The following is a 24337-nucleotide window of genomic DNA, read 5'->3' on the forward strand; positions in this document are numbered from 1 at the left end:
TGTCTACTACGCCCTATCGCCGCTCCCCCGGCAATAGGGCGTTTTTTATCGGACTATCTCACTGCGCCGCGGCGCTGGGGGATACCCAGCGCAGTTTGGCGGAGAATATTACGCGCGTTGGTACTGCTGTTGACCGGCAATATAGGTCTCTTTAATATTCTGTTTTCCCCCCATTATCATCAGCGCAAACAGCCTGTCTTCTAATGTGGTGGTATTCTCCATGCGCAGCTTTTGTATCTCATCGGTGTGCCAGTCGATCACCGTAAAGTCGGCGGTTTTCCCGCGGGTAAAATTCCCCACCTGCCCCTCAAGGCTGAGGGCAACGGCGCCACCGAGGGTCGCCAGATAAAATCCCATAAACGCGGACAGGGTGCCCCCCGATAGCTGGGTGATTTTATAGGCCTCGCTCAACGAGTCTAATTGACAGAAGCTGGTTCCTGCGCCGATATCGGTTCCCAACCCCACCCGAATATGATGATGCTGCGCCCGGGCTAGATTGAACAGGCCGCTGCCCAAAAATAGATTGGAGGTCGGGCAGAATGCGATGGCCGAGTCCGTTGCTGCGATGCCGTCCCACTCGGCGTCGCTGAGGTGGATGGCATGAGCGAATACCGACTTTTTCCCGGCGAGTCCATAGTGGCGGTAAACCTGGAAATAATTTTCCTGCTCGGGATACAGTTCGCCAACCCAGGCAATTTCACTGTGGTTTTCACAGAGGTGGGTGTGTACATAGGTATCGGGATATTTTTCTTTTAGCTTTCCGGCCAGGTGCAGCTGTTCGGGCGTAGAGGTCGGGGCAAAGCGCGGCGTAATCGCATACTTCAGTCGGCCTGTGTTATGCCATTTTTTTATCAACCGTTCGCTGTCCTGGTAGGCTGATTCAGCGGTGTCGAGCAGATAGTCGGGGGCGTTTCTATCCATCATGACCTTGCCGGAGATCAGCAGCATATTTTTGCTCAGCGCCTCCTCAAACAGCGCATCTACCGACTGCGGGTGTACGGTGCCAAAGACCAGGGCGGTCGTGGTGCCATTTCCCAGCAGCTCGTTGACAAAAATATGCGCAATGCGTTGGGCATAGTCCGGATCGGCAAACTTTTTTTCGGTTGGAAACGTGTATTTCTCTAGCCACTCTAATAATTGTTCGCCATAGGCGCCGATCATTTCGCTCTGTGGATAGTGAATATGGGTATCGATAAACCCCGGGGTAATCAGACAGCCCGTTTTATCATCAATGTTTTTATAATTATGCTCATCGCTATGATGATAGGGACGGCACTCCACGACTTTACCCTCTTTAATAATAAGCAATCCATCCTCGATAAATTCGAATGAATCGCTGAGATTGTCTGTTTTTGCCGGATTACTAAAGAAATGGAGAAAACTAGAACGAATGGCTGATGTTGCTTGGTTCACAAGGATAGTCTCGTTATTGTTGGTAGAAGCGTAAAATAATAGCATTGGTGGCAGGTGCGTTTATCTGAATCTATATTGTGTTGGCGTCTGGTTTATCTTTTATCGGTATGGACGGCGCAGGATCTATTTTTAGCGTGCGGCGCGATGATTTTCGATGCGGATATCAACGATGTCGGCGATATTGCCGTGCGGCAGAGCGTCGTCCGGGGAGATAAAAATAGATCAGGAGACGATACTATCGCTAAGGTTATGAATGGCGTCATCGAGCTGCAGACGATGGTCCGCGTCGTTAAAGCATGCGTCCGGCAGCAGCTGTATCAGTTTACCCAGCGATTGCAGGAGGCGATAGCGATCCAGCTCGGCCTGCGGCGGTAACATTTCGGCCAGGGTATCGGCGTTAAGCCAGATCTGCTCGATCAGCTGCACCACGAGCAGCATGAGCCCTTCGCCGCTAATGGCCGGCATGCCCAGCGCCGCGGCGGCGCGATCGCAATAATCCTCCAGGCCGAGCAGACGCAGCAGCTGGCGCAGATCGTCAATGACGGCGGCCAGATGGCTGCCGACGATCGGCTGGCCGCTGGCGGAAAGCGCATAGGCTAAGAGGTGTAGCATGGCGCGTATTTTTTTGTGGCGCTGCTGGCGCTCTCCTAACAGGTTCAGCCACTGGGAGATCTGGCGGCGCGGGGCCAGCGCACGGTGATAGAGCTGGAGCAGCTCTTGGCGCAGGCCCGGCGTTACGGCGCCGAACTCCAGCGTGGCAAACAGCGCGATGGCCGTTTGATCGTCTGCCATCAGGCTGGCCAGCGCCGCCTCCATTCTGCTGCGCAGTCTGGCACCCGGCTGGCGGTGGGCCAGCCAGGCGGCCAGATGCAGGGCGGCCGCGCCGGGCGCCGGATACTGCGCCTGTAGGGCGCTCAGTAGCTGAGGCGCGTGCTGCCAGGCGCTGTCGTCGTTCAGATCGCTGAGATCCTCCTCCGCAATCATGGCCACCTCCGCCACCAGCTTGTGCATGAGCACCCGATCACGGCTGCTTGAGTCATGCTCTTTGCCGTTGCGCAGCTCGCGCAGGCGTCCCCCCAGCGCAAAGCTCAGATCCTCCTGGGTCTCCTCTAAGGCATCGCTCTGACTTTCGCTCAGCTCCACCATCGCCTGTGCGATGACGGATGCGCCGTTCTCCGGGCCTGGCGCGGCGTGCGGTACGATTGTCTGCCGATCGGTGGGGGCCAGCGAGGCGGAGTGAATGTTAAGCATATTGCCTCCCGCAGGCGCTATCCCTGAGCAGCTGCAGCAGGCGCGACTGCTGGGCCTGGCTATCCAAGTGAATGCGCAGCAGCCCGTCATCCAGCCGCGCCTGCCCCTCCTGCAGGGTGGGATCGGCGGTGACGGCGATCCGTGGGCTGTCGGCCCAGGCGGCCTGGGCGTGCGTCATGGCCGAGGGCGGTACGCTCAGGGTGAGGCGTCCCTGGGCGAAGCGATGAATGACGAGCTGATTGATTCTCCGGATGAGCAGCGCATTTTGGTCCTGTTTACCCAAGAGCTCCTCGATGGCCTGCGCCGTCAGCTGACGCCAGCGCTGCGCTAGCTGGTCGGCCAGATGCTGCTCCAGCTCCTGCTCGTGACACAGCCACTGTACGGCGGCGGCAATGGCCTCCTCCTGCTTTTGCTGGGCCGAGCGCTCCCCCTCCCGCTGCGCCTGTTCCCGAATCTGCTGCGCCTGCGCCTTGGCCTGGGTCAGAAGATCGTCGGCCGCGGCCCGTATCGCACCGGCGTGCGCTTCGGCCTGGCGCAGCGATGCGGCGATGGCGCACTGCGCCTCCTCCCGCTCACGCAGGCGCTGGGCCGTGAGGTATCCGTGGCTCGGCAGGGCGCCGGGTAGGGTGGTAAACGGAAGGTGCAGCGGATTGTTCATAGCCACCTCGCCAGCTTTTGCAGTATGGGGATGGGCGATCCCTCGGGGGCCGCGCCCTGCGACGGGGGGGCGTAGAGTCGGCAGGCGCGCAGCGCAGGATCCGGCGCCTGACTCAGCCAGGCGATACCGAGCTCCCTCGCCCGCTGACACAGTGACGCGGGCGGTAGGCTCTCTGGCGCGGCGCCATAGGGCAGCAGCACCTGTAGCTGCCCTATGCTGAGCGGATCCAACGCGTCGGAGAGCGTTTCTCGGTACGGCTTGAGCAGCAGCAGTCCCCCGGCCTCCAGGGCCCAGAGCCCCATGGCCAGCAGCAGCGTCGCGCGGCGCTCGGCGCTGGACAGCAGATCGCTGGATAGCGGGGTCAGCGCGGGCGGCAGGCCGTTTTGCCCCAGCCGCTGGCGTAGCAGCGTATCGAGCGCTGGCCGCGCCAGCGGGCTGTCACGGTAGATCGACTGCCAGCAGTGCAGCCCCAGCGCCCCCCACCATGCCGGATCGATGATGTGCCCAGGCTGGTGCCAGATCTGATACAGATGCTGCCGGGCGGGGGTCATGACGTACTCCTCCCTGGACGTCTCAGCCACAGGAACAGGCTAATGAGCAGGCCAAACAGGAGGGTGCAGGCCGCGGCGACCAGCGCCTCTCGGGGCAGCGGGTGGCCATACAGCGTGATTTTATGATCCTCTGCCGCGGCGATGGTCGGGGGCTGATAGCGGTATTCGGCCCGCTGCAGGGTCACGCTGATGCGATCCGGCGCGAGCCCAGGAATACCGTTGTGGATGAGGGCTCGGATCTCCGCCTCTCGGGCGGGGAGATTGATTTCGGGGCTGTATTTAATGAAGACCGCCGCGGAGGCCTGGGGCGGCGCCTCGCCGACGATGACGCGCGGCTCGGCTACCGAGACTTCGGCATTAATGACGCCATCCATGCTACCAAGCATCTTTTCAATTTGCTGGCTTTTAAGGTAGTTGAGTTTGGCTTCCTCCTGCTCGGGGGAGGTAACCAGCTGTCCGCTGGGAAACAGCTCCTGCATGGTGACGGTTTTACGGCGCGGCAGGCCGTTTTGGCGGAGCACCTCGACGGCATCGACAAAGCGCTCCCGCTCGACCAGCAGGGTCACCCCCTCTTTCTCCACCCGCTTATCGGCTGGAATGTTGTTGTAGATCAGCAGGGCCATCATCTGATTCGCCTCTTTTTCATCCAGCTTGCTGTACAGCTCGCTTTTGCATCCGCTCAGCAGGGGCAGCAGGCCGAAGATCAGTATCCAGGGAATAATTTTCATGACAGATTCACCAGCTTATTGATGGATTGGGCCACGGAACCCGCGACCTTGGCGGTCAGGTCGACCCCGACGGCCAGCTCATTCAGGGTGCCCTGGATCGCCAGCAGGGCATCCGGCGAATCGCCGGCCTGCGGCGCGTTCATCAGGGCGGCAAAGCGCTGCTGAGCGGGCAGGGGGACCGGATCGTTCACCTCGGGTGTTCCGCCGGTGAGCGCCTGTCCAATCGCGTTAAGGGCATCAACATTCATCGCGTTTTCTCCTGAGTGGTGGGGGTTAACAGCGCGCGCAGCGGCAGGCAGTCGTCCGGCGGTAACATCGCCAGACGGGCCGCGGCCGCCCGCTGGCGCCCCAGTCCGAAGAGCAGAATGGCTTCGCAGCGGGTAACCTGGTCGGGATCATCGAGCCAGTCGGGCAGCGCATTGAGAATGTCGTGCATTTCGGCCCGCATCCCGCAGTTAACGGCGGCAAAGCCCGCCTCTACGACGAGGCGAGGAACTGACAGCGTATCCATGGCATTACCCTATTTTGCTGATGATGCTCATCATCATGTCTTTGACGGTTTTCATGACCGAGCTTTGGTAGCCGATCATGACGGAGTACTGCTGCATGGCAAACTGGGCTTTCAGCATGGCCTGCGGATCGTTGTTGACATTGCCAGAGGTGATGACCGAGTGCGCATCGTTAGACATGCGGGAAACCTGATTGCCCAGCTGAGAGACGATATCCTCAATGTTCATATAGGCTCCTTACCGTGTTTAGCCGGCGCGGTGGTGAAGGCTGGCCCGACGCACTTCGCTCGGTGACTGACTAAAGTGACGCCGAAAGCAGTCAGAGAAGTGGGCGGCGTTACAGAATCCGGACTCCAGCGCGACGTCGATCACCTTTTTAGAGGTGGTTTCGAGTAGCTGGCGGGCATGGCCCAGACGCTGGCGCAGCAGCCAGCGTTTCGGCGCCATGCCGAACTTGTCGTTGAACAGCTGGTTGAACTTACGCTGCGACAGGCCGAAGAGATCGGCGTAGCGCGCGACCGGCCAGGGTTCGAGCCGATGGCGGTAGAGCGTGTCGAACAGGTCGGCATCGGCGGTTAACAGCGATCGCAGCAGGGTGGACGTCCGTTGACACTCCAGGGTCAGGCTGTAGGCCAAGACCAGCCTGAGCATGGTTTCATCGTCGGCGTCCGCGAGCCGCAGCAGCGTTTTCAGCAGGCCCGGCGCCATGGCGATGGGGAGCGGCTGAGGGGGCGCGACGGGGGCCGGGCCGCTGTACATCAGGTGCTGCAAATCGCGGCATATGCCGTGCAGCAGATTACACGGATAGCTAAATAGCCGAGTATGCCGGGTCGACGCGATGCCGGGAGGACGCGAGTCAGCGATCAGCAGCGCGCCGGGCTCCGGCAGGAGCGCGATGTTGTCTGGACCGGTGACGAGCAGTAGATGCAAATTGGGCATGAGGTGCTCCTGACTGAGGTACTAAGGCCATCATAGCGACCGGGTAAATTTCCCCTATCGGGTCATCACCTGAGTTCGCGGCAATCAGGTGCCTTGGTGCAGCGTCCACAGGGTATCGATGACGCGTACCGCGGCCAGACACGACTGACGCTGACGCTCCAGGCGAGCGTACTCGTCGGCGCTGTGCGGCTGGCGCAGCTCAAGGGCCAAACGCCGCGCGGCCTCATTCAGGCAGTCGATCAGGCGTTGGCGCTGGTGTCCGCGCGGATCGTGGCGCAGCGAATCTTCAAGATGCGTTAGGGTGGGCATAGGGAGCCTCTCAACGGGAGTGTAGGGGGATAAAAATAAGGCGCAGTCGACCCGCCAGCGAGACGCCGCTGGCCGTAATCTGGACGATGCGCATGCCTTGGCTGAGCGGTGCGCCGGGGAGCAGCCGCATGCCGTTGCTCAGCTGCAGGTACAGGGCGTTGTCGGCGCCGCCGACGCCCGCGATCGGCGCGGGCAGGAGATCCTCGGCGTCGAACGCTCCCGCCATACCGATAAAGCGCAGGGGCAGCGTATCGCCTTCGCCCTGCTGGCCGAGGCGCTGGAGTAAATGGTTCAGGCGCGCCTGCTGCGGCGGCGCAATGTGTCCCGACAGCAGCCAGGCGTGCTCGGTGCGCCGCGCGCTGATGCCCTCCAGCAGCCCCTCCGCGCGCAGGGCATTGATCAGCCTGGACAGGGTCTGGGCGCCGCTGTCCGTAAACTGCCAGCGTCCCAGCCCCGGTAGCCGATCCAGCGCCTGGGCCAGGGGCGTGCTATTGCCCTGAAAATCGCCGTCGATGGCGGCGTCGCCGTTATCCTGCAGCGTGATGATCATATTTTGGTAGCCATAGCTGTTCAGCAGCGCCCGCAGCGCTTGGCGCAGCGTATCGTTGCAGACGGCTTCCTGCTGCAGATGGATGCCGCTGGCCTGCAGTCGCTGACGCAGCGCCGCCAGCCGCCCGCTCTCCTGACAGTGGCCGCGCAGCAGCAGATCTCCGCTGCTTTGCCAGATGGCCTGTAGCCCCGGCTCATTTTGCAGCGCCTGCGGCAGCCATGCGCGCGGGGAGGGGGGCGTCGGCGCCGCGCTGGGCCAAAGGAGACCGATGATCCCAAGCGTCGGCAGCAGCGCGCCGAGAAGGAGATACAGCAGCGTGGCGCGGCGCCCGGCGCGGCGTTTGGCTATCTGCGGCAGCGGCGTATCGCTAGCGCCGTCGGTCAGCGCAAAGTGGATCCCGGCGAGATCGATCCCCTGATTTAACGGCAGGCGATCGCCGTGCCAGGGGCGGCCGCCAACCCAGCAGGCGGTAGGGGTAGCGAGGCTGACGCCCTGGGCGCTGACCGATAGTGAGGCGCTGCCGCCGCTTTCCAGCGCCAGGTGCAGATCGCTCTCTTCGCGTTCGCCAAGGGTAAACTCGCCTGCGGGCAGCCGCAGCGCCTGTCCCCGCAGGGGGCCATTGAGCAACGTAAGCTTGAAGCAGGTCTCCATAGTTACCTCACATCTGGCGGGGCTCGGCTTTAATCAGGAACAGACGTACAACGCTGTGTACCTTGCTATCGGTGCTGCGGAACAGCCCGCCGATCAGGGGAATGTCGCCCAGCAGCGGAATTTTGCGGACGCCCTGCGTGTTTTCATTCTGCACAAAGCCCCCCAGCAGCAGGGCCTGCCCTAGATTTAGCGTCGCCTGGGTGGCGATCTCCGCGTTTTGCACCTGGGGCAGGGACTCCGCCTGGCTGAGCGGCGCCCCCTGACGTCCATCCTCGATATTGAGGATCAGCAATATCTTATTCCCGCCGCGCTCCCGGATCAGGCGCGGCGTAACGCGCATCAGGGCTCCCGCGGTAATCGCCTCCAGCTTGGGGTTCTTCTCGCTTCTGAGCTTGGTATAGAACGTGATGCTGCGATCCAGCACCGCCTGCACATTGTCCAGCGTGACGACGGAGGGGCGTGAAACGATCTTGGCCTTGGACTGCTGCTCCAGGGCGGAGAGGCGCACCATAAAGCTGCCGGAGTTGGCGATCAGCGAGGAGAAGCTGTCGGCGTTGAGCCCGCCGCTGTTGTTGAAGCTGACCTGACCGCCGCCGATGCGCGCGGAGGCGGACCAGTCAATGCCCAGTTCGTTGATATCCCCGGCATCCACGTCGATGATGGTCACGGAGATCTCAATCAGGGTCGGGCGTTTGTCGAGCTGTTGGATAAGCTGGCGGTAGAGCGCCATATTCTGCTTGCGATCGCGGATTAATACCGCGTTTTGGCGCAGATCAGCCGAGAAGGTGGGCAGGCCGCTGCTATTGCTGGGGGGCGTGCCGCTCTTGCTGTCGGGCAGCGGCATGGCGTGCCCCTGCGCCATCTCACGCAGTACCGATACCAGCCCAGGGACGACGACGCTCTGGTTGCGGTAGGCGTAGCTGGTGTCGCTGGCGTTGGCATACTTGAGCGGGAACACGGCGACGGTTTCACGGTTTTGCTCCAGGTTAAGATCCTGCTCGTCCAGCTGTTTGGCCAGGGTCGTTACCTGGCTGAGACAGGCGGGAACGCCGTTGACCTGTAGGGCGTTGGCGCTGGCGACCTGGCGGACCTGGCAGGCATAGCCGTCCAGCAGCCCGCTGCGCTGTAATAGGCGCTTGAGCACGGATCCCGCCAGGTAGCTGGGCGCCAGCGTGGCCTGCTCCATCTCCTGCGCCTTATAGATATACAGCGTATTGCCATCGTAGTAGGGCAACAGTTGGTACAGCCGGCTTAGCTCGGCCAGTATCGTGCCGCGCGGCGTATCGCGAAGCTCGCCGGCGTAGGACTCCGTGATGCGGGGGCTCACCACCACCGGCACGCCGGAGTTGGCGCCGAGATCGCGCAGCACCGAGGCCAGCGTGGCGCTCTGGCTGGAGACGAAGAAGGGGGCGCCGCGCCAGGGGATGGGCTGAGCCAGGCTGGGGGCGGAAAACCCACCGCAGAGTAAGAGCAGCAGAACGAGAATTCTCATGCATACCTCCCAATGAACGGGCTTTCGGGATGCGTATCCCGAACCGCGGGCGCCAGTAGCCCCGCCATCGCCAGCTGCTGCTGCAGCAAAAGATCGAGCTCGGCCTCCGTCAGCGCCGGCGGATAGCGGCGCAGGAGCCAGAACTGCTCCTGTTCAACGTAGAGCGCATCGTCCAGCGTTTCCGGGCTCGCCGCCAGCAGCAGGCACGCCTGACTGGCCTGCGCCAGCGGCCACGCGATCGTTATCGCTACGCACATACCGCTGGCAAAATAGCGTCCTTTCAGACGCCGATCCTGCAGGGTGCCGGTGAGGCTCTGCTGCCCCTGGGACCAGTCGGCCTGGTTGAGGTACATTGCCAGCTGCTGCAGCGCCTGGCGGGGATTCAGTTTTCTGTTCATGTCATTAGGGTAAAGCGGCGGCGCCCCGCTGCGTATCGGGTGCATACCTGAATTGATGTGCGAGCGGCGCGCGGGCATACCGGCCGCAGGGGCGCCGCCGGTATGGGAGGAGGGGGTCAGGCAAAGCTGTAGCGTCGCGCCGGTGGCGCAGACTCGACGCCGTTTTGGCGGAGGGTTTGAATGAGAAACGCGCGGGTTTTCTCCAGCGTCGCCAGCTGCGCCGCGATCCTCCGTTCATCGGCATTGCGATCGACCGTCGGTTCGCTCTGGGCTATCTCTACGCGGCCCCAGGCCCTGCCGGCGTTGATCTCATGGCCGCGCTGAACGATGCCATGGTGCGTCTCATTGGTTTTAATCGCGCTCGCGCTGATCTCTATCATCGTTCTGCCCAGGGTCAGCGCCGGGATCGTGGTCTGCAGGGCGAGGGGGGCGGCGACGGGAAGGAATCCGCTGACGGCGACGGTGCTGACGGTAATGGCGCTGCGCGCCAGCAGCGAGCCATAGGCGGCGACCTGGCGGGCCCTTTCGTCGCTGGCGCCGCTGACTTTTCCCAGCCAGTGGATCGCGTTGCCGATAGCGTCGCTGCCCATGGCGAGCCCCTCGCCGCCATTTTTTTTGTGGTTCCAGTCATAGGCCGCGCAGGCGACGTCGCCGACGGCGATGGTGAACCCGATGCTGGCCAGCGCCAGCAGGGGGACGCCGGCGCCGGCGGTGAGCCCGGTGATCAGCGCGGCGGTGATCAGCACGGCGCTGGCCGCGACCAGGGTGAGCACTTTGGCGACAAAGCTGCGTTTCGCCATATCGACGCCGCAGGCCTTGGCCTTTTGCTCGGCCTCCTGCGCCTGTGCCCTGAGCTGGTCCAGGGGCGCTGAGGCCCCCGGCGCTCGGCTGCGCGGCGCCTCTATGCCCAGCAGGTCGCACTGGGTGCCGATCTCTCTGCGGCTTGGCGCGGGGCAAGGCCCCGGCGCCGCGGTGGGTGGCAGCGGTGCATCGGTGAAAACGCCGTTGATCATCATAGGCTCCTTAGGGTTGATTAAGCGTATCCAGCAGATCCTGTGCCCGCTGGCGCAGCAGTGTATAGCCTGGGTTGCCGTCGGCCTGGCCATAGCACAGCGCAATCGTGGCATCCAAGGCATCCATGGCGGCGTCCGGCTCCCTCAGCGCGAACAGGCACTCCGCCATGTGAAACGGGGTAAAGGGATCGTTCGCCCGCAGCGCGAGGGCGTAGCTAAAGAGGGTCAGCGCCTGGCGATACTCCTGCTGCTGCTGCAGCGCGCAGGCAAACGCGAAGGTGAAGCGTCGCTCCAGCGGCTGCTGTAGGGCGAGAAACGCGAATGTGGCCGTCGCCTCGCGAAGATCGCCGTCGTTCAGGGCCTGGCAGCCGCGCGCGTAGCCGGCCTCCATTTCATCCTGACTGGCGCCGCTGAGGGGGCGCTGTGTTTCCCTCCCCTCCAGCAGCGCCAGACAGCGACGCGCCACGTTTTCAGCCTGGGTGGAGAGCGGTGCGGACGTCATGGGGGTCTCCAAATGATATGATATATTATTACATTATCAGGGCGTGCGCCCCGGGGCTTTGGAAAAGCGGGGCGGCTTTGGCTTTTGGCATCGCGCCGTCGGGGCGCCGGCCGAGCGCCTCTGCAACAGCGCGCCGGTCGGCGTTGAGGTGGCGGTTAGCGGCAGCAATAGCGCAGCCACAGCGCATCATCCAGACGTAGGGGCTGTGCGCCTTCCGCCAGCATCACATCCGTCAGGCGTCGTCGCATCCTATCCAGCGCCCGATCGTGGGGCGCGGGCAGGATCATGGCATCGATATAGCGCAGCAGGGGCAGCGCGCCGATGAGGCGGCGCAGGAGTCCCATCAGGGCGATAACGGCCTGTCCATCGTCATTGCGGGCGGTAAAGTCACAGAGGATCAGACGCTCTCCCTCCTGCCGATAGGTGAGGTAAAAACGCGGGGTTTCGATGCGCTGTCCCATGAGAAACTCGCTCTCCAGGAAGTGCGCCGGCGCCGGGCGTAGCCCCTCTGCTATCATGAAACGGCTGACGTCATCCATCGTGCCTCCTTCAGGACATGCGTACGCTGCTGGCGATACGTTCGTGGGCCTGATTCAGGGTGGTCAGTATCTCGCGCAGATCGCCGGAGATCTTGAGCGCCTTTTCCAGCGTTTCATCCGCCCGCTTAAGCTGCTGCTCGGCCAGGCCGTGCTGATATTCGGACAGCGCCTGCTCCTCCTGCGACTGACGCGACATGTCATTGACATAGCCGACGCCGACAATCCCCTGCGTCATGCTGTTAACGCCGTTGCTAATGGTATGCGCCTCTTCTCCGAACGCCCCGCCAAAGGTCTGGGCGATGCCGCCGAGGATTTGCGCGATAGCCTGGGCCTGCTTGGCCTGAAAGTCTTTATCGATGGCGTCCACGCGTGTGTCATACGCTGTTTTTTGCATCTTGAACGCGTTGCTTTGCTGCGTCTGTTGATACTGGCGCAGCACATCGCGCAGCTTCCCAAACAGCTCTCCAAGCTGAACCATCAGCTCATTCAGCTGGCCGATGGCGTCGCCGCCGCGATCCTGTGAAACGTAACGATGGCCGTCCGGTGGGGTAATGCCGTTAACACCGTGGCTGCCGCTGTCGATAGTCGTCATAGTCTGCTCCTTGGTTTAGGCGATATTGGCGGCGATGTTGCTGAGCATGGCGCCGCTCTTTTGCTGGGCATCCGCCGCCGCGGAGAGGGCTTTGCCCGCGCCGTCCATCAGGCTGCCGATATCCTCTTTGGCGCGTTTTTTGATTTTTTCAAACTCCTCCAGCATGAACTGCATAAAATCGGTCTCATTGATCAGCTGCTGGATGACCTTCTGGAGATCGGCCCGCTCCTTGGTGATAACGCCCTGGTAGACGCCGTTAACGCCCTGCAGGGTGCTACGGGTGGTCGACTTCGCATTGTTGGCCACGCTGTCGATACAGGCGCCGACGATGGCCTTGATGACCTCGCGCTGCACCTCTTTAACGACCTGCTTGCTCAGCTCCTTGGCCGACATTTCGACGCCGGATTGGAGCGCCTTTTTCGCGGCGGCCTCGACCGCCCGCGTGACCATTTGCTCAATAGCCTGCTTGCTGAACGCCTCCAGGAGATGTCCCTGGCCCAGGAAGCGACCGCTCTGCTCGGCCAGCGTACGGGTGACCTGATCGGCGACCTGTTCGGCAACCTGCTTGCCAATTTCCGAGGCCGCGGTCTTTATCGCGGTCTCGCTGCCCTGGGTCACGGCGGTATGTAGCGCTTCGCCCGCCGCCCCCTCCATGACGGTTTCCGTCGCTTTGGCGATGGACTTGCTCGCCATGACTCCGCGCCCGACGCTGACCAGATCGACGGCCATGCCGGCGATCTCGAAGGCCAGCTGCACCTTTCCGGCGACGTCGGCGATAGACTGGTACTTTTCCGCATTGTCCTTATCGATCAGCGCCAGGGTCTCGCAGGCGGCTTTCACCAGCCCGGCGCATCCCGCCGCCACGTCCATGGCGCCGCCGGCAAAGTCGCCGATTAAGATTTTGCCAATGCCGCTGACCACCTCGGCGATAGAGACGATCCAGTCGACGATGGCGGAGAAAATCCCTGCTTTCTGCGCCTTAGCCTGATCCTCGATGGATTTCTCCACCTGTTTACGCAGATCTTCATTCTGGCGCAGACGCAGATTTTCGGCGCCGTGGGTGCGGATCTCCATGGCCAGCGCTTTGAGATTGGCGTTGTCGCCGAGCGCCTTGACCCCCAGCAGAGAGGCGGCCAGCGTCATCGCCTCCATCGGCGTGCGCTCGATATCGCTGACCGTCAGCGGCTTGCCGTCGACGCGGGGGCCAAAGATGTCCAGAATGCGGTTCAGTGCGCCCTCTGCGAGGCGCAGCGTCACGGGCTGACGGGGCGCAGGCGGGCGATGAAACTCGCGCTTAGGATCGTGATCCTGCTGACGCTGAGGGGGCGGACGCAGCGGATCCAGCGCGCCCGCGCCAATCTGTGGGTGATCGTGCTGCGACTGCACGCTGTCGTTCTGACCGCTGCCGCCCAGCGGCGGCGTGGTATAGCGGGTCTCAGTGATATTGTTCATGGCTGTGTCTCCTCGGTCACCGGTGTGAACTGACGCAGTATTTCCCCCTTGATCGCCTGGTACTGCGGCTTGGCGGCGCACCATTTCAACGCCGCGCTGAAGGCCTTACCGGCCAGCGCCGTCTGACCCATCTGTCGGTAGCTGAGGCCGGCCAGATAGGCCGGCTGGGGGTCGTCCAATCGCAGCAGGCCGGCCTGACCGAAGCAGAAGACGGCCTGATCGTGCTCCTCCAGACGCTGACAGCACAGCCCCAGGGAGAGCCAGTACTCGTATTGCCAGTGGGAGAGGCGGGCCAGCAGCAGGTAAAAGCGTTTGGCGCCGGCGTAGTCCTCCGCGTCGAAGAGCTGGCAGGCATAGCTGTAGACATGGTCGAGATCGTCGGGGGCGATATCCATCAGCGCCTGTAGGGTGCCGCCCTGGTTGAAAAAACCATGCAGCGTAGCGAGATCGTCCTGCTCGGTCATCGTGGCCTCCTTAGCGGATATTCTGGGCGATGGATTTGTTCATCTCGGCCAGCAGCGTCTGCATGCTGTTGATGAGGCTGACGCAGACGTTATAGGACTGCATGGTCTTCTGGATCTGCAGCTGCGCCTGGGTGACGAAGTCGGAGCTGCGCCCCGAGTCGGTCTCCAGCGCGCCCTTAATCACGTCGAGCTCCCCTTTATCCAGCCCCTTGCCATCAGGGTGGCCGATGCTTTTCAGGTATTGGTCGATGTCGCTGGTGGCGTTTTTACCGTCGTCTTGTACTGTGATGTTGATGTTGTGATCGCGCAGGTATTTGAGTACTTCAGGCGGAAGATCGCCCTTATCGCCCGCTTTCTTGAACTTGGCGATGATGGCGTCGATCTGATTAGCTACCTGCTGGGAGTTTCTGGCTCGGTCGGCCTTGGCCTTCATCTGGTCATATTTTCCCTGCGCCAGATCGGTGAATAGCGTCATGAACTGGTACAGCACGCTGATCCCGTCGGACATGATGCTATCGCCCTGACCCGCCATGCGATCCAGGTTGTTGTCGTAGCCGTTGGCGCCGACGTGGTTTACACCGCCGTGGTAGTCTGTATTGACAGTCATAGTGCTCTCCTCTGAGGGATGGAGTTAGATGAAGTCATGCCCGATCGTCGGGGAATGACCGGCGCCGTCGGGGGGCGGCGACGCCTGGCCGCCGCCCTGTCTCAGGGTGGCGCCAAGGGCGGAAAAGTGCGTTTGCAGGCGGCTGATATTGTCGTCGAGCCGCTGACGCAGCGGGGCTATCTCTTCCCGCATCGCGTGACTGAATCGCTCAAGCCGCTGACGGGCCTGCGGGTCGTGGGGGGCGCGCTCGTGGAGCGTGGCGATCTCTTGCTGTAACGTGTGAAAGGCGTCGATCTGCTCGCCCAGCTTGCGCTGGCGCCGCTGCAGGTCTTGCATCAGTTGCAAAAGGGGATGGATGGCGTGTTGGCTCATAGTGAAACCTCCTATTGACTACCGATGAGGTGATGCTAGAACGCCGTTAGCGGGCGAACTTTCGAGAAGCTGCATAACGTTTGCTGTTTGGTTATCGGGAGACGAACTCTTTTTCCCCGGCCCATTCTGGGTGCTGAACCCGCGCGAAAGATATCGGGTAATTACCTGAAGTTACGTTGGTTTTTCTCGGGTGTTCGGGCCATGGCGGGGCCGCGCCGCCGGCCTGGACCGGCGGCTATCGGGTGCTTGCTCGGGCGCCGAGGCGCCGTTTCCCCGCGCGGCGAGGCGTCGCCCGCGCCGGGGTTACTCCTCGCGCGCCACGGGGGAGGCCGGAATCCGGCGGGTGATCCGCACGGCCCAGCCATCGTCCAGCCGCAGTAGCGTCCCCTCTGCCCATGGGGCTCCGCGCAGGGAGAGCTGCAGGCGCGGGTAGGCATAGGCGTTGAGCGGCGTCTCCAGTCCGGGCGCCCATTCTCCGAGGCTCTGCGCGCTGAGGCTGACGCGGCCGGCCTCGGCCAGGAGACAGATCTCGTCGGCGGCCGCGAGCGCGACCGTGGGCAGGGCTGCCCGCACGACGACGCCGCTCTCCGCGTCGTTGAGGCGCAGCTGCTCGGGGCTATCGGGAGAGGAGAGCCAGAAGCAGTCGGGCTGGGGCGCCATCCCCTGCAGCGGCAGCGCATCTCCGGGGGCGATCTTGGCCGCCTCTTCCGCCGCCAGCCAGCACCAGCCGAGGACTAACGGCAGCGTATGCTCCCGCTCTGCCGGCGGCGTCAGCGCGGCCAGCCAGCGCGTCAACAGCGCGGGCGCGATCTGCGTCATATAGAGCGACAGGCGGGCGTCGGCGCGGGTAAAGGTAAGTCGCCAGCAGCACTTTGGCGCCTCGGCCTGATGCAGGGTTGGCGACGCCAATTCGGGGAGCGACGCCGCTTGCAGCCACGCATTCAGCGGTGAAAGCAGCCAGCCCGCCACCGCCGGGTGGAGATCGGGCTCAATGTGCGCCAGGGAGGGGGCCGCCAGCTGCGGCGCCAGCCAGCCACTCCACTCCGCGCCGACCCACAGCGCGATGGCGAGATCGTCACAGCGGCTCTCCAGGCATAGGCCCGATCCCGAGGGCTGGTGCCGATCGGCCTGGATCCGGAGGCCGTTTATCTCCGCGCTGGCGTCGAGGCGGCTGAGAAAAAAACAGCGACTCACTGCTAAAGGGGGGGGCAAGGTTCATAGGCTGTCTCCACGGTTACGGGGATCCCCAGCAGGTCGGAGAGCGTGGCGCCGAGCGTATTGTCGGTCTGCGCCAGCCGATCGCGCAGGGCGCCGGAGGGGGCCGACAGGCGCAGGATCAGCCGTCCGCCGTGCCACCCCGCGGTCACCATCAGCCCGGCGAGCGGGCCGCTCGCCGCCCGCAGCTGTAGCCCCTCCGCGGAGAGCGGCAGGGGGACGGGGCGCGGGAGCGCCTGCGGCATGTCGCCGCGCGGCGCGCGATGCTCTGACGCTTCCGGGGGCGTCGCATCGTCGGCGGCGCAATCGGGGAGGGGCTGGGGCGTTGGCTGCGCCAGCAGCTGACGGAAACGCTCGGCGTCACGATCGGCGTCGGCGTCGCGCCGGGGGCGGCGCCCGTCGCGATCCGGGGTCGGGGCGTGGCCGGACGTGGGGCCATACGATGGCGTAATCATTCGCTCTCCTCCAGCAGTTTCAGTTTTTCCTGTTCGCGTAGGTTGAGGCGCAGCTGCGTCTCGTGTTCACCGCGCAGCTGGCTGATGCGTCCCTGCTCCGCGGCCAGCGCGTCCAGCTCATGGCGCAGCCGCTGTGATTCGCTCTCCATGGCCGACTGGGCGCTGCGCAGGCGTCCCAGCGCCACATGATCCAGGCAGCCGCTCTGCTGGTTCAGGGTGTGCCAGCGGATCTGCAGCGCGGATAGCCGCGTCTGGAGCTGCTGCTGTCGTCGCCGTACGCCGTCAGCCTCATCGGCCAGCTGGGCCAGCGTGCTGCGCAGGCCGCGTTCGCGCAGCCGCTTGATATCGCGTAGCTGCGTCAGCATGGCTGGCCTACGGCGCTGTACAGTGCGCTGAGGGTGGCGCTCAGCGGGCAGCGTTCATCGGTCTGCTGGCACAGCAGACTGGCGATGGCCTCCCGGCGGGCCATCGCGTCATCCGCGTCGGCATCCTGTCCCGCTCGGTATTCGCCCACCCGCACCAGCAGCGCGATCTCTTGCCAGGTCGCCAGAAGGTGACGCAGGCGGTTTGCCGCCTGACGGTGCTGCGGCGTGACGACCTGCGACATCACCCGGCTGATGCTGGCCAGAATATCAATGGCGGGTAGTGGCTGGCTTCGGCCAGGCGGCGGGAGAGTACGATATGCCCGTCAAGCAGCGAGCGGACCTCTTCGGCCAGCGGGTCGCTCTTTTGCTCTACCAGTACGGTATAGAACGCCGTAATGCTGCCGCAGGCGGCGGGCCCCGCCCGCTCCAGCAGCCGGGGCAGGCGGGCGTAGAGGCTGGGGGGATAGCCGCCGCTGACCATCGGCTCGCCGGCGGCCAGCGCGATTTCGCGGATCGCGCGCGCGTAGCGGGTCAGTGAATCGACCAGCAGCAGCACGTGGTGCCCGCGATCGCGAAAATATTCAGCGATGACGGTCGCGGTATCGGCGGCCTTGATCCGCTCCAACGCCGGCCGATCCGAGGTCGCCAGGATGACCACGCTCCGGGCGCGCAGTTCGGGGGACATGATCTGTTCGATAAACTCCCGCACCTCGCGTCCCCGCTCCCCGATCAGCGCCAACACGACGACGTCGACCTGGCTATGGGCGGCCAGCATGCCGAGCAGGGTGCTCTTACCGCAGCCGGCCGGAGAGAAGATGCCCAGGCGCTGGCCGACGCCGACGCTGAGCGCGGCATCGATGGCGCGAACGCCCATCGGCAGCAGGGTATCGATCGGCGCCCGCTGCATGGGGTCCGGCGCGGGGCTTTCCAGCGATCGCCACTGTGCGGCCTGCGGCGGCGCGCTCCCGTCCATCGGTTGCCCCAGCGCATCGATGACCCGCCCCAGCAGCGCCTCGCCGACGCCGATGCGGGCCTGCGCGCCGCTGGGCGTCACCAGCATACCGTTGGCGAGACCCAGCGGTGCGTGGTAGGGCGAGAGCAACGCCTGATCGCCCTCAATCGCGACCACCTCCGCCGGGCTCCCGTCGGGCAGAGTACACTGTTCGCCAAGCCCGACCCCCGGCAGATGGGCGCGCAGTAATGTCGCGCCGACGGTGAGCAGGCGCCCCTCCAGGCGCACGTCCGTCACCGACGGCAGGGTGGGACAGTCGAGCCGATCGAGAATTTTCTGAGCATCAGGCAGCCGCATGGGTGTCTCCTATTAGCTCAATGTGTCCTAACACCTTGAGCTCCGCCTCATCGTCCAGCTCCTGAAACGAGAGCACGGCGGTGGTGAACAGCTCGCGTTCGATCAGCTTACGGATAAAGCGACGGATATCGATCGCGGTCACGATGGCCGTGTTGACGGCGCCGCTGCGCTCCAGCGCCGCGTGGATCTCGGTCAGGATCGCCTGATTCTCCTGCTGCGAGAGCGCGGAGTAGGAGCCCGCAGAGGTCTGGCGGACAGACTCGCGCACCTTCTGCTCAATATGGCTGCCGATAAGCCAGGCCTTGACCCAGGGCTGGCCGTGGCGCTGGCGCCCGATAATGTGGCGGCGTAGGGCCAGCCGGGCATATTCGGCCAGCATCACGGGATCTTTTTCCCGCGGCGCCCACTCGACCAGCGCCTCGAAGATGGCGCGCAGATCGCGGATGGAGACGCTCTCCGCGACCAGGCGCTGCAGCACATCGGCGACCCGGGCGACCGGCAGCTGACGCTGCAGCTCTTTGACCAGTTCGCCGTAGCGCTGCTCCATCTGGTCCATGAGGTAGCGGGCCTCCTGAACGCCGATGAACTCGGCGCCGTAGCGATCCAGCGCCAGCGAGACGAGATAGGCAATCCGGGCATTGCCCTGATAGCGGTTGACGCCGATGGCGGCGCTGCCTTCGGCCTGCTCCTGAGCTATCCACTGCAGGGTGATCCCGCCGAAGGGGAGCGTCTCCCGGTGGTCGACCTGGCGCAGCGTCGGCGCGGCAAGATCGAGCAGGGCGAGGTGGGGAAGGGTCATCGAGAGCACCGGCTCTTGATACAGCAGCAGGGTAAACTGATCCGGGCCCAGGCTGCTATCTGGCTGGATCTGAATCTCCGGCAGCGGCAGCCCCGCCAGCTCCAGCTTTTCCGCCCGCAGCGTGGCCAGCGCCTGGGCGAGGGTGGGATCGCGGGCCAGCGCGTCGGGCAGGCGCAGCGCGAGCGGCGTCGCGCCGATGAGCAGCGGCGCGCCCTCCTGTCCACTCTCGTCGTGGTCGCTCGCGGAGTGGCCGGCGGCGAGCGGGGAGCGCTGCCGCTCTTTGCGCCTCAGCGAGTAGGCGATAGCGGCCAGCCCCGCGCCCAGGCCGATGAAGATCAGGGTAGGAAAGCCGGGCAGGGCGGCAAACAGGGCCAGCACCGCGGCAACGATCCACAGCGCCTGGCGCTGGCGCAGGATCTGCTCGGTGAGTTCGCTGGCGAGGTTACGTCGGTTTTCGCCCGGCACCCGGGTGACGATGATCCCGGCGGCGATCGAAATGAGCAGTGCCGGGATCTGGGCAATCAGGCCATCGCCGACGGACAGGATGGCGTAGGTTGCCGCCGCATCGCCCGCGCTCATCTCATGCATAAACACGCCGACGCAGATCCCCCCGACAATATTGACCAGTATGACGATGATCGAGGCGATGGCGTCCCCTTTGACAAACTTCATCGCGCCATCCATCGCGCCATAGAGCTGGCTCTCTTTTTGCACCAGGGCCCGCTGGCGCCGAGCCTCTGTCGCGTCGATGATCCCGGCGCGCATATCGCCGTCGATGCTCATCTGTTTGCCCGGCATCGCGTCGAGGGAGAAGCGGGCGCTGACCTCGGCCACGCGCTCAGAGCCTTTGGTAATCACGATAAACTGCACGACGGTAATGATGGCGAACACGATGAGGCCGACGGCCAGATTGCCCCCGACGGCAAAGTTGCCAAACGTATAGACGATCTCGCCGGCATCGTGCTGCAGCAGAATCAGGCGGCTGGTGCTGATGGTCAGCGCCAGACGATACAGCGTGGTGATGAGCAGGACGGAGGGAAAGGCGGAGAACTCCATGGGCTCCCGAATGTAGACCGCCATCATCAGCAGGGTGATCGACAGCGTGAGGTTGATGGCGATCAGGATGTCTATCAGGGGCGTCGGCAGGGGAATGATCATCATGAAAACGGCCAGCAACAGCATGGCCGCCAGAATGATATCCTGGCGCGCGGTGAGTTTGTGTAGCCAGCTATTGACCGTTTTCATGGGGATTCTCCATCACGCGATCGAGCAGGCGCCGTTGACGGCGCGCCAGCTCATGCCACTGTTCGGCGCCGCTGTCCGGCGGTGCCGCCGCTGAAATCCACAGCGCATCGCCCGCCAGCCAGGCTCGCAGCGGGATCCCGCCGCCGGCCTCGGGCTGCAAGAGCTGCAGCAGGCGTAGCAGCGTCGACTGCCGCTGCGGCACCGGTAGGCGGCGCGCCAGCGTCAGGCGCGCCCGCCCCTGATCCTGCTCCAGAAAGATACGGTCGCGATCCCTGTCCAGGGTCAGGCTGCTCGTTGGCGGCTGTGGGCCGGCGCCCATCAGTCGTAGCCAAAGTTCGGTTTGCCGTTGCCACTGTAGGTCCATGAATATCCTCCGCGATCGTGATGCGTACTCATCATGGCGGAGCCGTGTTCAGGAGGGCATAGGGTGAATACCTGATGTCGCGTTAGCCCTGGGTTTTCCATGCAGGTCAGGTCTTTACCCGATGGGCGTCGGCGTGGAAGTGGGGAACACTGTCGGCAGATACTAGAGGAGAACCCATCATGTCTCTGACAGAACAACCGGCGGAACTGATCGCGCTTCTGGTTACCCTCTCGCTGTTACCGCTGCTGATCGTAATGGGTACATCGTTTTTAAAGCTGTCCGTTGTGTTTGCCCTGCTGCGTAATGCGCTGGGAATACAGCAGATCCCCCCGAACATTGCGCTGTATGGGCTGGCGCTGATCCTGACGCTGTTCATCATGACGCCGGTCGGCACCGCCGTGCAGGCGCGGCTGGCCGATGCGCCCGTGGAGGCGCAGACCACGCTGCTGGCGCGGCTGTCCGACAATACGCTCGACCCATACCGTCAGTTTCTGCGCCAGCACACCTCCGCGACGCAGCTGCACTTCTTTCGCCAGGTGGCGACAAAGAGCTGGCCCGCCTCCGTTCGGGAGCAGATCAGCGATGACTCGCTGCTATTACTGATGCCGGCGTTTGCCGTCAGCCAGCTGGTGGAGGCGTTTCAGATAGGCCTGCTGCTGTTTTTGCCCTTTATCGCCATCGATCTCATCGTCTCCAATATCCTGCTGGCCATGGGGATGATGATGGTGTCGCCGATGACCATCTCCATGCCGTTCAAGCTGCTGGTCTTTATTCTGGTCGGGGGCTGGGACAAGCTGCTGGGCCAGCTGTTGCTTTCGTATCGCTAAGGCTCCGGGAGGCGCGCTATGGGAAAAGCACAGCTCGTGCAGTTGGCCAGTGAGCTGCTCTGGCTGGTCCTGATCCTCTCGTTACCGGTGGTGCTGGTCGCGTCGTTGGTCGGCGTGCTGGTGGGGCTGGTGCAGGCGCTGACGCAGATCCAGGATCAGACGGTCTCTTTCGCCATTAAGCTGGTGGCCGCCAGCGTTACGCTGGCGTTGACCTACCACTGGATGGGCAGCGCGCTGTTTAGCTATGCCGGAAGAGCGATGGATCTGATCGCGCAGATGGGGGGCTGATGATGGCTGAGCTGAATCACTGGTGGCCGCTGTTGGGCATCGCCATGATGCGCCCGCTGGGCATCATGCTGATCATGCCGCTATTCAACAGCGCGATGCTCGGCGGGGCCCTGATCCGTAATGCGCTGGCGCTGATGGCGGCGCTGCCGGCGCTGCCGCAGCTGGCGGCCTTGGTCCTGCCCAGCCCTCTGCAGGCGCCGCTGCACTATGGGGGGCTGCTGCTGGGGGAGTTAGTCCTGGGCCTGCTGCTGGGGTTTTCGGCGGCGCTGCCGCTGTGGGCCTTGAACATGGCGGGCTTTATTATCGATACCATGCGCGGCGCCTCTATCGCCGTGCTGTTTAACCCGCTGCTGGGCGAGCAGTCCTCGCCGATGGGGGTGCTGTTTTCCCAGTTGGTCGGCGTGCTGTTTATCGTGGGCGGCGGTTTTCACGCGCTGTTGGCCGCCCTGTTTTCATCCTACGGTGATTTGCCGCCGGGGCAGTATTGGCTGTGGGGCCGCGGCTTTATTCCCCTGCTGATGCACCTGTGGCACCTGCTGTACACCCTGGCGCTGAGTTTTTCCATGCCGGCGATGGTGATGATGGTGCTCGTCGACCTGGCGCTCGGCTTTATTAACCGCTCGGTGCAGCAGCTAAACGTCTTTACCCTATCGATGCCGATTAAGAGCGCGATGGTGCTGCTGATGCTGATTATCAGTCTGCCTTTTGCCTTGGACGGGGTGCAGGCGCTGTTCACCCGCTTTGACGGCGGGCTGCTGCGCCAGCTAGCGGAGGCGCTATGAGCGAGAAAACGGAACAGCCCACGGCGAAGCGTCTGCGCGATGCGCGCGAGGAGGGGCAGGTCGCCAAGAGCCAGGATATCAGCGCGACCGTACAGCTGGCGGTCATTCTGCTCTGGATGGTGACGGAGGGGCCGACGCTGTATGCGGCCATCGGGGGCTTCATCGATGCGACGCTGGCCACGCTGAACCTCCCGTTGCCCGACGCCATCGCGCTGCTGACCGGCAAGGCCGCCGCGCTGGTGGTTCGCTTTGTCTTCAGTCTGGCCGCGCTGTTGGCCGTGACGCTGATCTTAACCGGGCTGGTGGAGACCGGCTTTTTGTTTGCGCCAAAGGCCATCATGCCCTCCGCCGAGCGGATCAACCCACTGAATAACGCTAAGCAGATGGTCTCCCTGCTCAAGCTGTTCGAGCTGGGCAAGATGGTGCTGAAAATCGTGATCCTCGGCCTGACCTTTACCTATTTTATCCGCGGTTATGCCGCATCATTCGCTCAGCTGGTGCGCGCCGACGCCGAGGCCGGTCTGTGGGTCACCAGCAAAATGACCCTGTGGATGTGGGGGATCTTGCTGCTGCTCACGGCGCTGTTCGCCGTCGTCGACTACAGCATGCAGTATCGCCATCTGCGTAAGCAGCTGATGATGTCGCATGAAGATATTAAGCAGGAGTTTAAAAACGCGGAGGGGAGCCCGGAGATCAAGCAGCGGCGCCGAGAGCTGCACCGGGAGATCCAGAGCGGCAGCCTGGCCGATAGCGTCTCCAGCGCTTCGGTGGTGGTGCGCAACCCGACCCACATTGCCGTTTGCCTGCGCTACTGCGAGGGGGAGACGCCGCTGCCGCAGGTGGTGGAGTATGGGCGCGGGGCGCGGGCGCGGCATATCGTGGCGCTGGCGGAGGCGCGGCGCATTCCCGTGGTGGAGAATATTCCGCTGGCGCGTGCGCTGATCGCGACCACCCGCCCGGGTGATTACGTACCGGAGGCGCTGTTTGTCGCGGTCGCCCAGCTGCTGCGCCTGCTGCGCGACGAGACAGAAGAAGAGGAGGAGGAGGATGCGTAAATGGGTTCTGCTGGGGCTGGCGCTGCTGGCCTGGCGCTGCGTTGGTGCTCCGCTTAAATGGTATCGGGTGAGCGGAGAGGAGCGCGTCGCGTCTACGCTGGCGCCGCCGCCGGCGACATCCCGAGGCGCGGGCTATGCGTCGCTGATTGGGCAGGTGGCGGGGAAGCATGCGCTGGATCCGCGGCTGATCCAGGCGGTGGTGGCCGTTGAATCCTCCTATCGTTATGATACGGTATCGGAAAAAGGGGCGATAGGACTGATGCAGGTGATGCCGGAAACGGCGGCCCGCTTCGGCCACTTCGCGCTGCTGGATCCGCGCGATAATCTGGAGGTCGGTACGCGCTATCTGAGTACGCTGCTGCGTCGCTTCAATGGGCGGCTGGATTTGGCGCTGGCCGGCTACAATGCCGGTGAGGGCGCCGTGCTGCGCTATGGGGGGACGATTCCCCCCTATCCTGAAACGCAGCGCTATGTGCAGCGGGTGTTGGAATACTATCGTCAGCTACGATCGACGGTACCGGCGGCGGCGGTGCCGCAGACGGAAATGGTGGTGCATACGTCCGGAGGAGTCGGTAACCTTGGTCAGCTATGGCGCCTGTTAACCTCTGGATCTCCGGGCTCTTCGGCGTCCTCCCGCACATAA

General features: G+C 63.6%; 31 protein-coding genes and 1 pseudogene. 5 read left to right on the forward strand and 27 right to left on the reverse strand.

Annotated elements, in window-relative coordinates:
• Positions 1-108: 108 nt before the first annotated feature.
• The 27 genes and pseudogenes from guaD to BRD58_RS04845 form a co-directional block, all read right to left on the reverse strand.
• On the reverse strand, positions 109-1458 hold the full coding sequence (gene guaD / locus BRD58_RS04715) for a guanine deaminase (RefSeq protein WP_041692715.1): 1350 nt from the start codon (positions 1456-1458) through the stop codon (positions 109-111).
• 177 nt (positions 1459-1635) lie between these two features.
• Positions 1636-2664, reverse strand: a complete 1029-nt coding sequence (locus tag BRD58_RS04720) for a TyeA family type III secretion system gatekeeper subunit (RefSeq protein WP_012847719.1) — start codon at positions 2662-2664, stop codon at positions 1636-1638.
• The gene (locus tag BRD58_RS04725; protein ID WP_015461060.1) at positions 2657-3322 is read right to left on the reverse strand and encodes a protein EsaK; all 666 of its coding nucleotides are present in this window, start codon (positions 3320-3322) and stop codon (positions 2657-2659) included. Before BRD58_RS04725 ends, BRD58_RS04720 begins: the two co-directional genes overlap by 8 nt.
• On the reverse strand, positions 3319-3873 hold the full coding sequence (locus BRD58_RS04730; protein ID WP_073381814.1) for a type III secretion system domain-containing protein: 555 nt from the start codon (positions 3871-3873) through the stop codon (positions 3319-3321). The genes BRD58_RS04725 and BRD58_RS04730 overlap by 4 nt, the downstream gene beginning before the upstream one ends.
• Positions 3870-4601: a type III secretion system inner membrane ring lipoprotein SctJ gene (sctJ, locus tag BRD58_RS04735; protein WP_012847722.1), complete on the reverse strand. Its 732-nt coding sequence runs from the start codon at positions 4599-4601 to the stop codon at positions 3870-3872. The genes BRD58_RS04730 and sctJ overlap by 4 nt, the downstream gene beginning before the upstream one ends.
• Complete coding sequence (gene sctI, locus BRD58_RS04740) at positions 4598-4849, reverse strand: type III secretion system inner rod subunit SctI (RefSeq protein WP_012847723.1); 252 nt, start codon at positions 4847-4849, stop codon at positions 4598-4600. The genes sctJ and sctI overlap by 4 nt, the downstream gene beginning before the upstream one ends.
• Positions 4846-5112, reverse strand: coding sequence for an EscG/YscG/SsaH family type III secretion system needle protein co-chaperone (locus BRD58_RS04745; RefSeq protein WP_015461061.1), 267 nt, complete (start codon positions 5110-5112; stop codon positions 4846-4848). The genes sctI and BRD58_RS04745 overlap by 4 nt, the downstream gene beginning before the upstream one ends.
• 4 nt (positions 5113-5116) lie before the next feature.
• Positions 5117-5338 carry a type III secretion system needle filament subunit SctF gene (gene sctF, locus BRD58_RS04750; protein ID WP_012847725.1) on the reverse strand — a complete coding sequence of 74 codons (222 nt, stop codon included), beginning with the start codon at positions 5336-5338 and terminating at the stop codon, positions 5117-5119.
• A gap of 18 nt (positions 5339-5356) precedes the next feature.
• Positions 5357-6049, reverse strand: coding sequence for a helix-turn-helix domain-containing protein (locus BRD58_RS04755; RefSeq protein ID WP_012847726.1), 693 nt, complete (start codon positions 6047-6049; stop codon positions 5357-5359).
• A gap of 84 nt (positions 6050-6133) precedes the next feature.
• A complete protein-coding gene (locus BRD58_RS04760; RefSeq protein WP_012847727.1) occupies positions 6134-6358 on the reverse strand; it encodes an EscE/YscE/SsaE family type III secretion system needle protein co-chaperone in 225 nt (74 codons plus the stop codon).
• Between the two features lie 10 nt (positions 6359-6368).
• Positions 6369-7559: a type III secretion system inner membrane ring subunit SctD gene (gene sctD, locus BRD58_RS04765; protein ID WP_073381818.1), complete on the reverse strand. Its 1191-nt coding sequence runs from the start codon at positions 7557-7559 to the stop codon at positions 6369-6371.
• 7 nt (positions 7560-7566) lie between these two features.
• Positions 7567-9051: an EscC/YscC/HrcC family type III secretion system outer membrane ring protein gene (locus BRD58_RS04770; protein ID WP_012847729.1), complete on the reverse strand. Its 1485-nt coding sequence runs from the start codon at positions 9049-9051 to the stop codon at positions 7567-7569.
• Entirely contained in the window at positions 9048-9449 is a 402-nt protein-coding gene (locus BRD58_RS04775) for a hypothetical protein (protein WP_034168276.1), read from the reverse strand. The genes BRD58_RS04770 and BRD58_RS04775 overlap by 4 nt, the downstream gene beginning before the upstream one ends.
• Positions 9450-9565: 116 nt before the next feature.
• On the reverse strand, positions 9566-10462 hold the full coding sequence (locus tag BRD58_RS04780) for a protein EseG (RefSeq protein ID WP_073381823.1): 897 nt from the start codon (positions 10460-10462) through the stop codon (positions 9566-9568).
• A gap of 10 nt (positions 10463-10472) precedes the next feature.
• A complete protein-coding gene (locus tag BRD58_RS04785; RefSeq protein WP_012847732.1) occupies positions 10473-10964 on the reverse strand; it encodes a tetratricopeptide repeat protein in 492 nt (163 codons plus the stop codon).
• 155 nt (positions 10965-11119) lie between these two features.
• Positions 11120-11503 (reverse strand): type III secretion system effector protein SseE, encoded by a 384-nt coding sequence (gene sseE / locus BRD58_RS04790; protein ID WP_012847733.1) that lies wholly within the window; start codon positions 11501-11503, stop codon positions 11120-11122.
• A 10-nt stretch (positions 11504-11513) separates the two neighbouring features.
• A complete protein-coding gene (sseD, locus tag BRD58_RS04795) occupies positions 11514-12095 on the reverse strand; it encodes a type III secretion system translocon protein SseD (RefSeq protein WP_015461065.1) in 582 nt (193 codons plus the stop codon).
• Positions 12096-12110: 15 nt separating this feature from the next.
• Complete coding sequence (locus tag BRD58_RS04800; protein WP_012847735.1) at positions 12111-13547, reverse strand: type III secretion system translocon protein; 1437 nt, start codon at positions 13545-13547, stop codon at positions 12111-12113.
• Complete coding sequence (locus BRD58_RS04805) at positions 13544-14011, reverse strand: SycD/LcrH family type III secretion system chaperone (protein ID WP_012847736.1); 468 nt, start codon at positions 14009-14011, stop codon at positions 13544-13546. The genes BRD58_RS04800 and BRD58_RS04805 overlap by 4 nt, the downstream gene beginning before the upstream one ends.
• A gap of 10 nt (positions 14012-14021) precedes the next feature.
• A complete protein-coding gene (sseB, locus tag BRD58_RS04810; protein WP_012847737.1) occupies positions 14022-14618 on the reverse strand; it encodes a type III secretion system translocon protein SseB in 597 nt (198 codons plus the stop codon).
• A gap of 24 nt (positions 14619-14642) precedes the next feature.
• Entirely contained in the window at positions 14643-14990 is a 348-nt protein-coding gene (locus BRD58_RS04815; protein WP_012847738.1) for a hypothetical protein, read from the reverse strand.
• A 303-nt stretch (positions 14991-15293) separates the two neighbouring features.
• Entirely contained in the window at positions 15294-16202 is a 909-nt protein-coding gene (locus BRD58_RS04820) for a translocation protein in type III secretion (protein ID WP_073381826.1), read from the reverse strand.
• The gene (locus BRD58_RS04825; protein ID WP_015461067.1) at positions 16187-16660 is read right to left on the reverse strand and encodes a hypothetical protein; all 474 of its coding nucleotides are present in this window, start codon (positions 16658-16660) and stop codon (positions 16187-16189) included. The genes BRD58_RS04820 and BRD58_RS04825 overlap by 16 nt, the downstream gene beginning before the upstream one ends.
• Positions 16657-17025 (reverse strand): hypothetical protein, encoded by a 369-nt coding sequence (locus BRD58_RS04830; protein WP_012847741.1) that lies wholly within the window; start codon positions 17023-17025, stop codon positions 16657-16659. Before BRD58_RS04830 ends, BRD58_RS04825 begins: the two co-directional genes overlap by 4 nt.
• Positions 17019-18334: pseudogene (locus tag BRD58_RS04835) on the reverse strand (FliI/YscN family ATPase). Before BRD58_RS04835 ends, BRD58_RS04830 begins: the two are co-directional and overlap by 7 nt.
• Positions 18321-20378 (reverse strand): EscV/YscV/HrcV family type III secretion system export apparatus protein, encoded by a 2058-nt coding sequence (locus BRD58_RS04840; RefSeq protein WP_012847743.1) that lies wholly within the window; start codon positions 20376-20378, stop codon positions 18321-18323. Before BRD58_RS04840 ends, BRD58_RS04835 begins: the two are co-directional and overlap by 14 nt.
• Entirely contained in the window at positions 20362-20742 is a 381-nt protein-coding gene (locus BRD58_RS04845) for a type III secretion protein (protein ID WP_073381831.1), read from the reverse strand. The genes BRD58_RS04840 and BRD58_RS04845 overlap by 17 nt, the downstream gene beginning before the upstream one ends.
• A gap of 179 nt (positions 20743-20921) precedes the next feature.
• Between BRD58_RS04845 and sctR the strand changes: the two genes are divergently transcribed.
• The 5 genes from sctR to BRD58_RS04870 are packed head-to-tail and all read left to right on the forward strand — an operon-like array spanning position 20922 to position 24337.
• The gene (gene sctR, locus BRD58_RS04850; RefSeq protein WP_069578283.1) at positions 20922-21569 is read left to right on the forward strand and encodes a type III secretion system export apparatus subunit SctR; all 648 of its coding nucleotides are present in this window, start codon (positions 20922-20924) and stop codon (positions 21567-21569) included.
• A gap of 18 nt (positions 21570-21587) precedes the next feature.
• Complete coding sequence (gene sctS, locus BRD58_RS04855; protein WP_012847746.1) at positions 21588-21857, forward strand: type III secretion system export apparatus subunit SctS; 270 nt, start codon at positions 21588-21590, stop codon at positions 21855-21857.
• 2 nt (positions 21858-21859) lie between these two features.
• On the forward strand, positions 21860-22639 hold the full coding sequence (gene sctT / locus BRD58_RS04860; protein ID WP_015683273.1) for a type III secretion system export apparatus subunit SctT: 780 nt from the start codon (positions 21860-21862) through the stop codon (positions 22637-22639).
• Entirely contained in the window at positions 22636-23694 is a 1059-nt protein-coding gene (locus BRD58_RS04865) for an EscU/YscU/HrcU family type III secretion system export apparatus switch protein (protein WP_012847748.1), read from the forward strand. Before sctT ends, BRD58_RS04865 begins: the two co-directional genes overlap by 4 nt.
• The gene (locus BRD58_RS04870; protein WP_015461070.1) at positions 23687-24337 is read left to right on the forward strand and encodes a lytic transglycosylase domain-containing protein; all 651 of its coding nucleotides are present in this window, start codon (positions 23687-23689) and stop codon (positions 24335-24337) included. The genes BRD58_RS04865 and BRD58_RS04870 overlap by 8 nt, the downstream gene beginning before the upstream one ends.

This window comes from Edwardsiella piscicida (genome assembly GCF_001896205.1).
GTDB lineage: Bacteria > Pseudomonadota > Gammaproteobacteria > Enterobacterales > Enterobacteriaceae > Edwardsiella > Edwardsiella piscicida.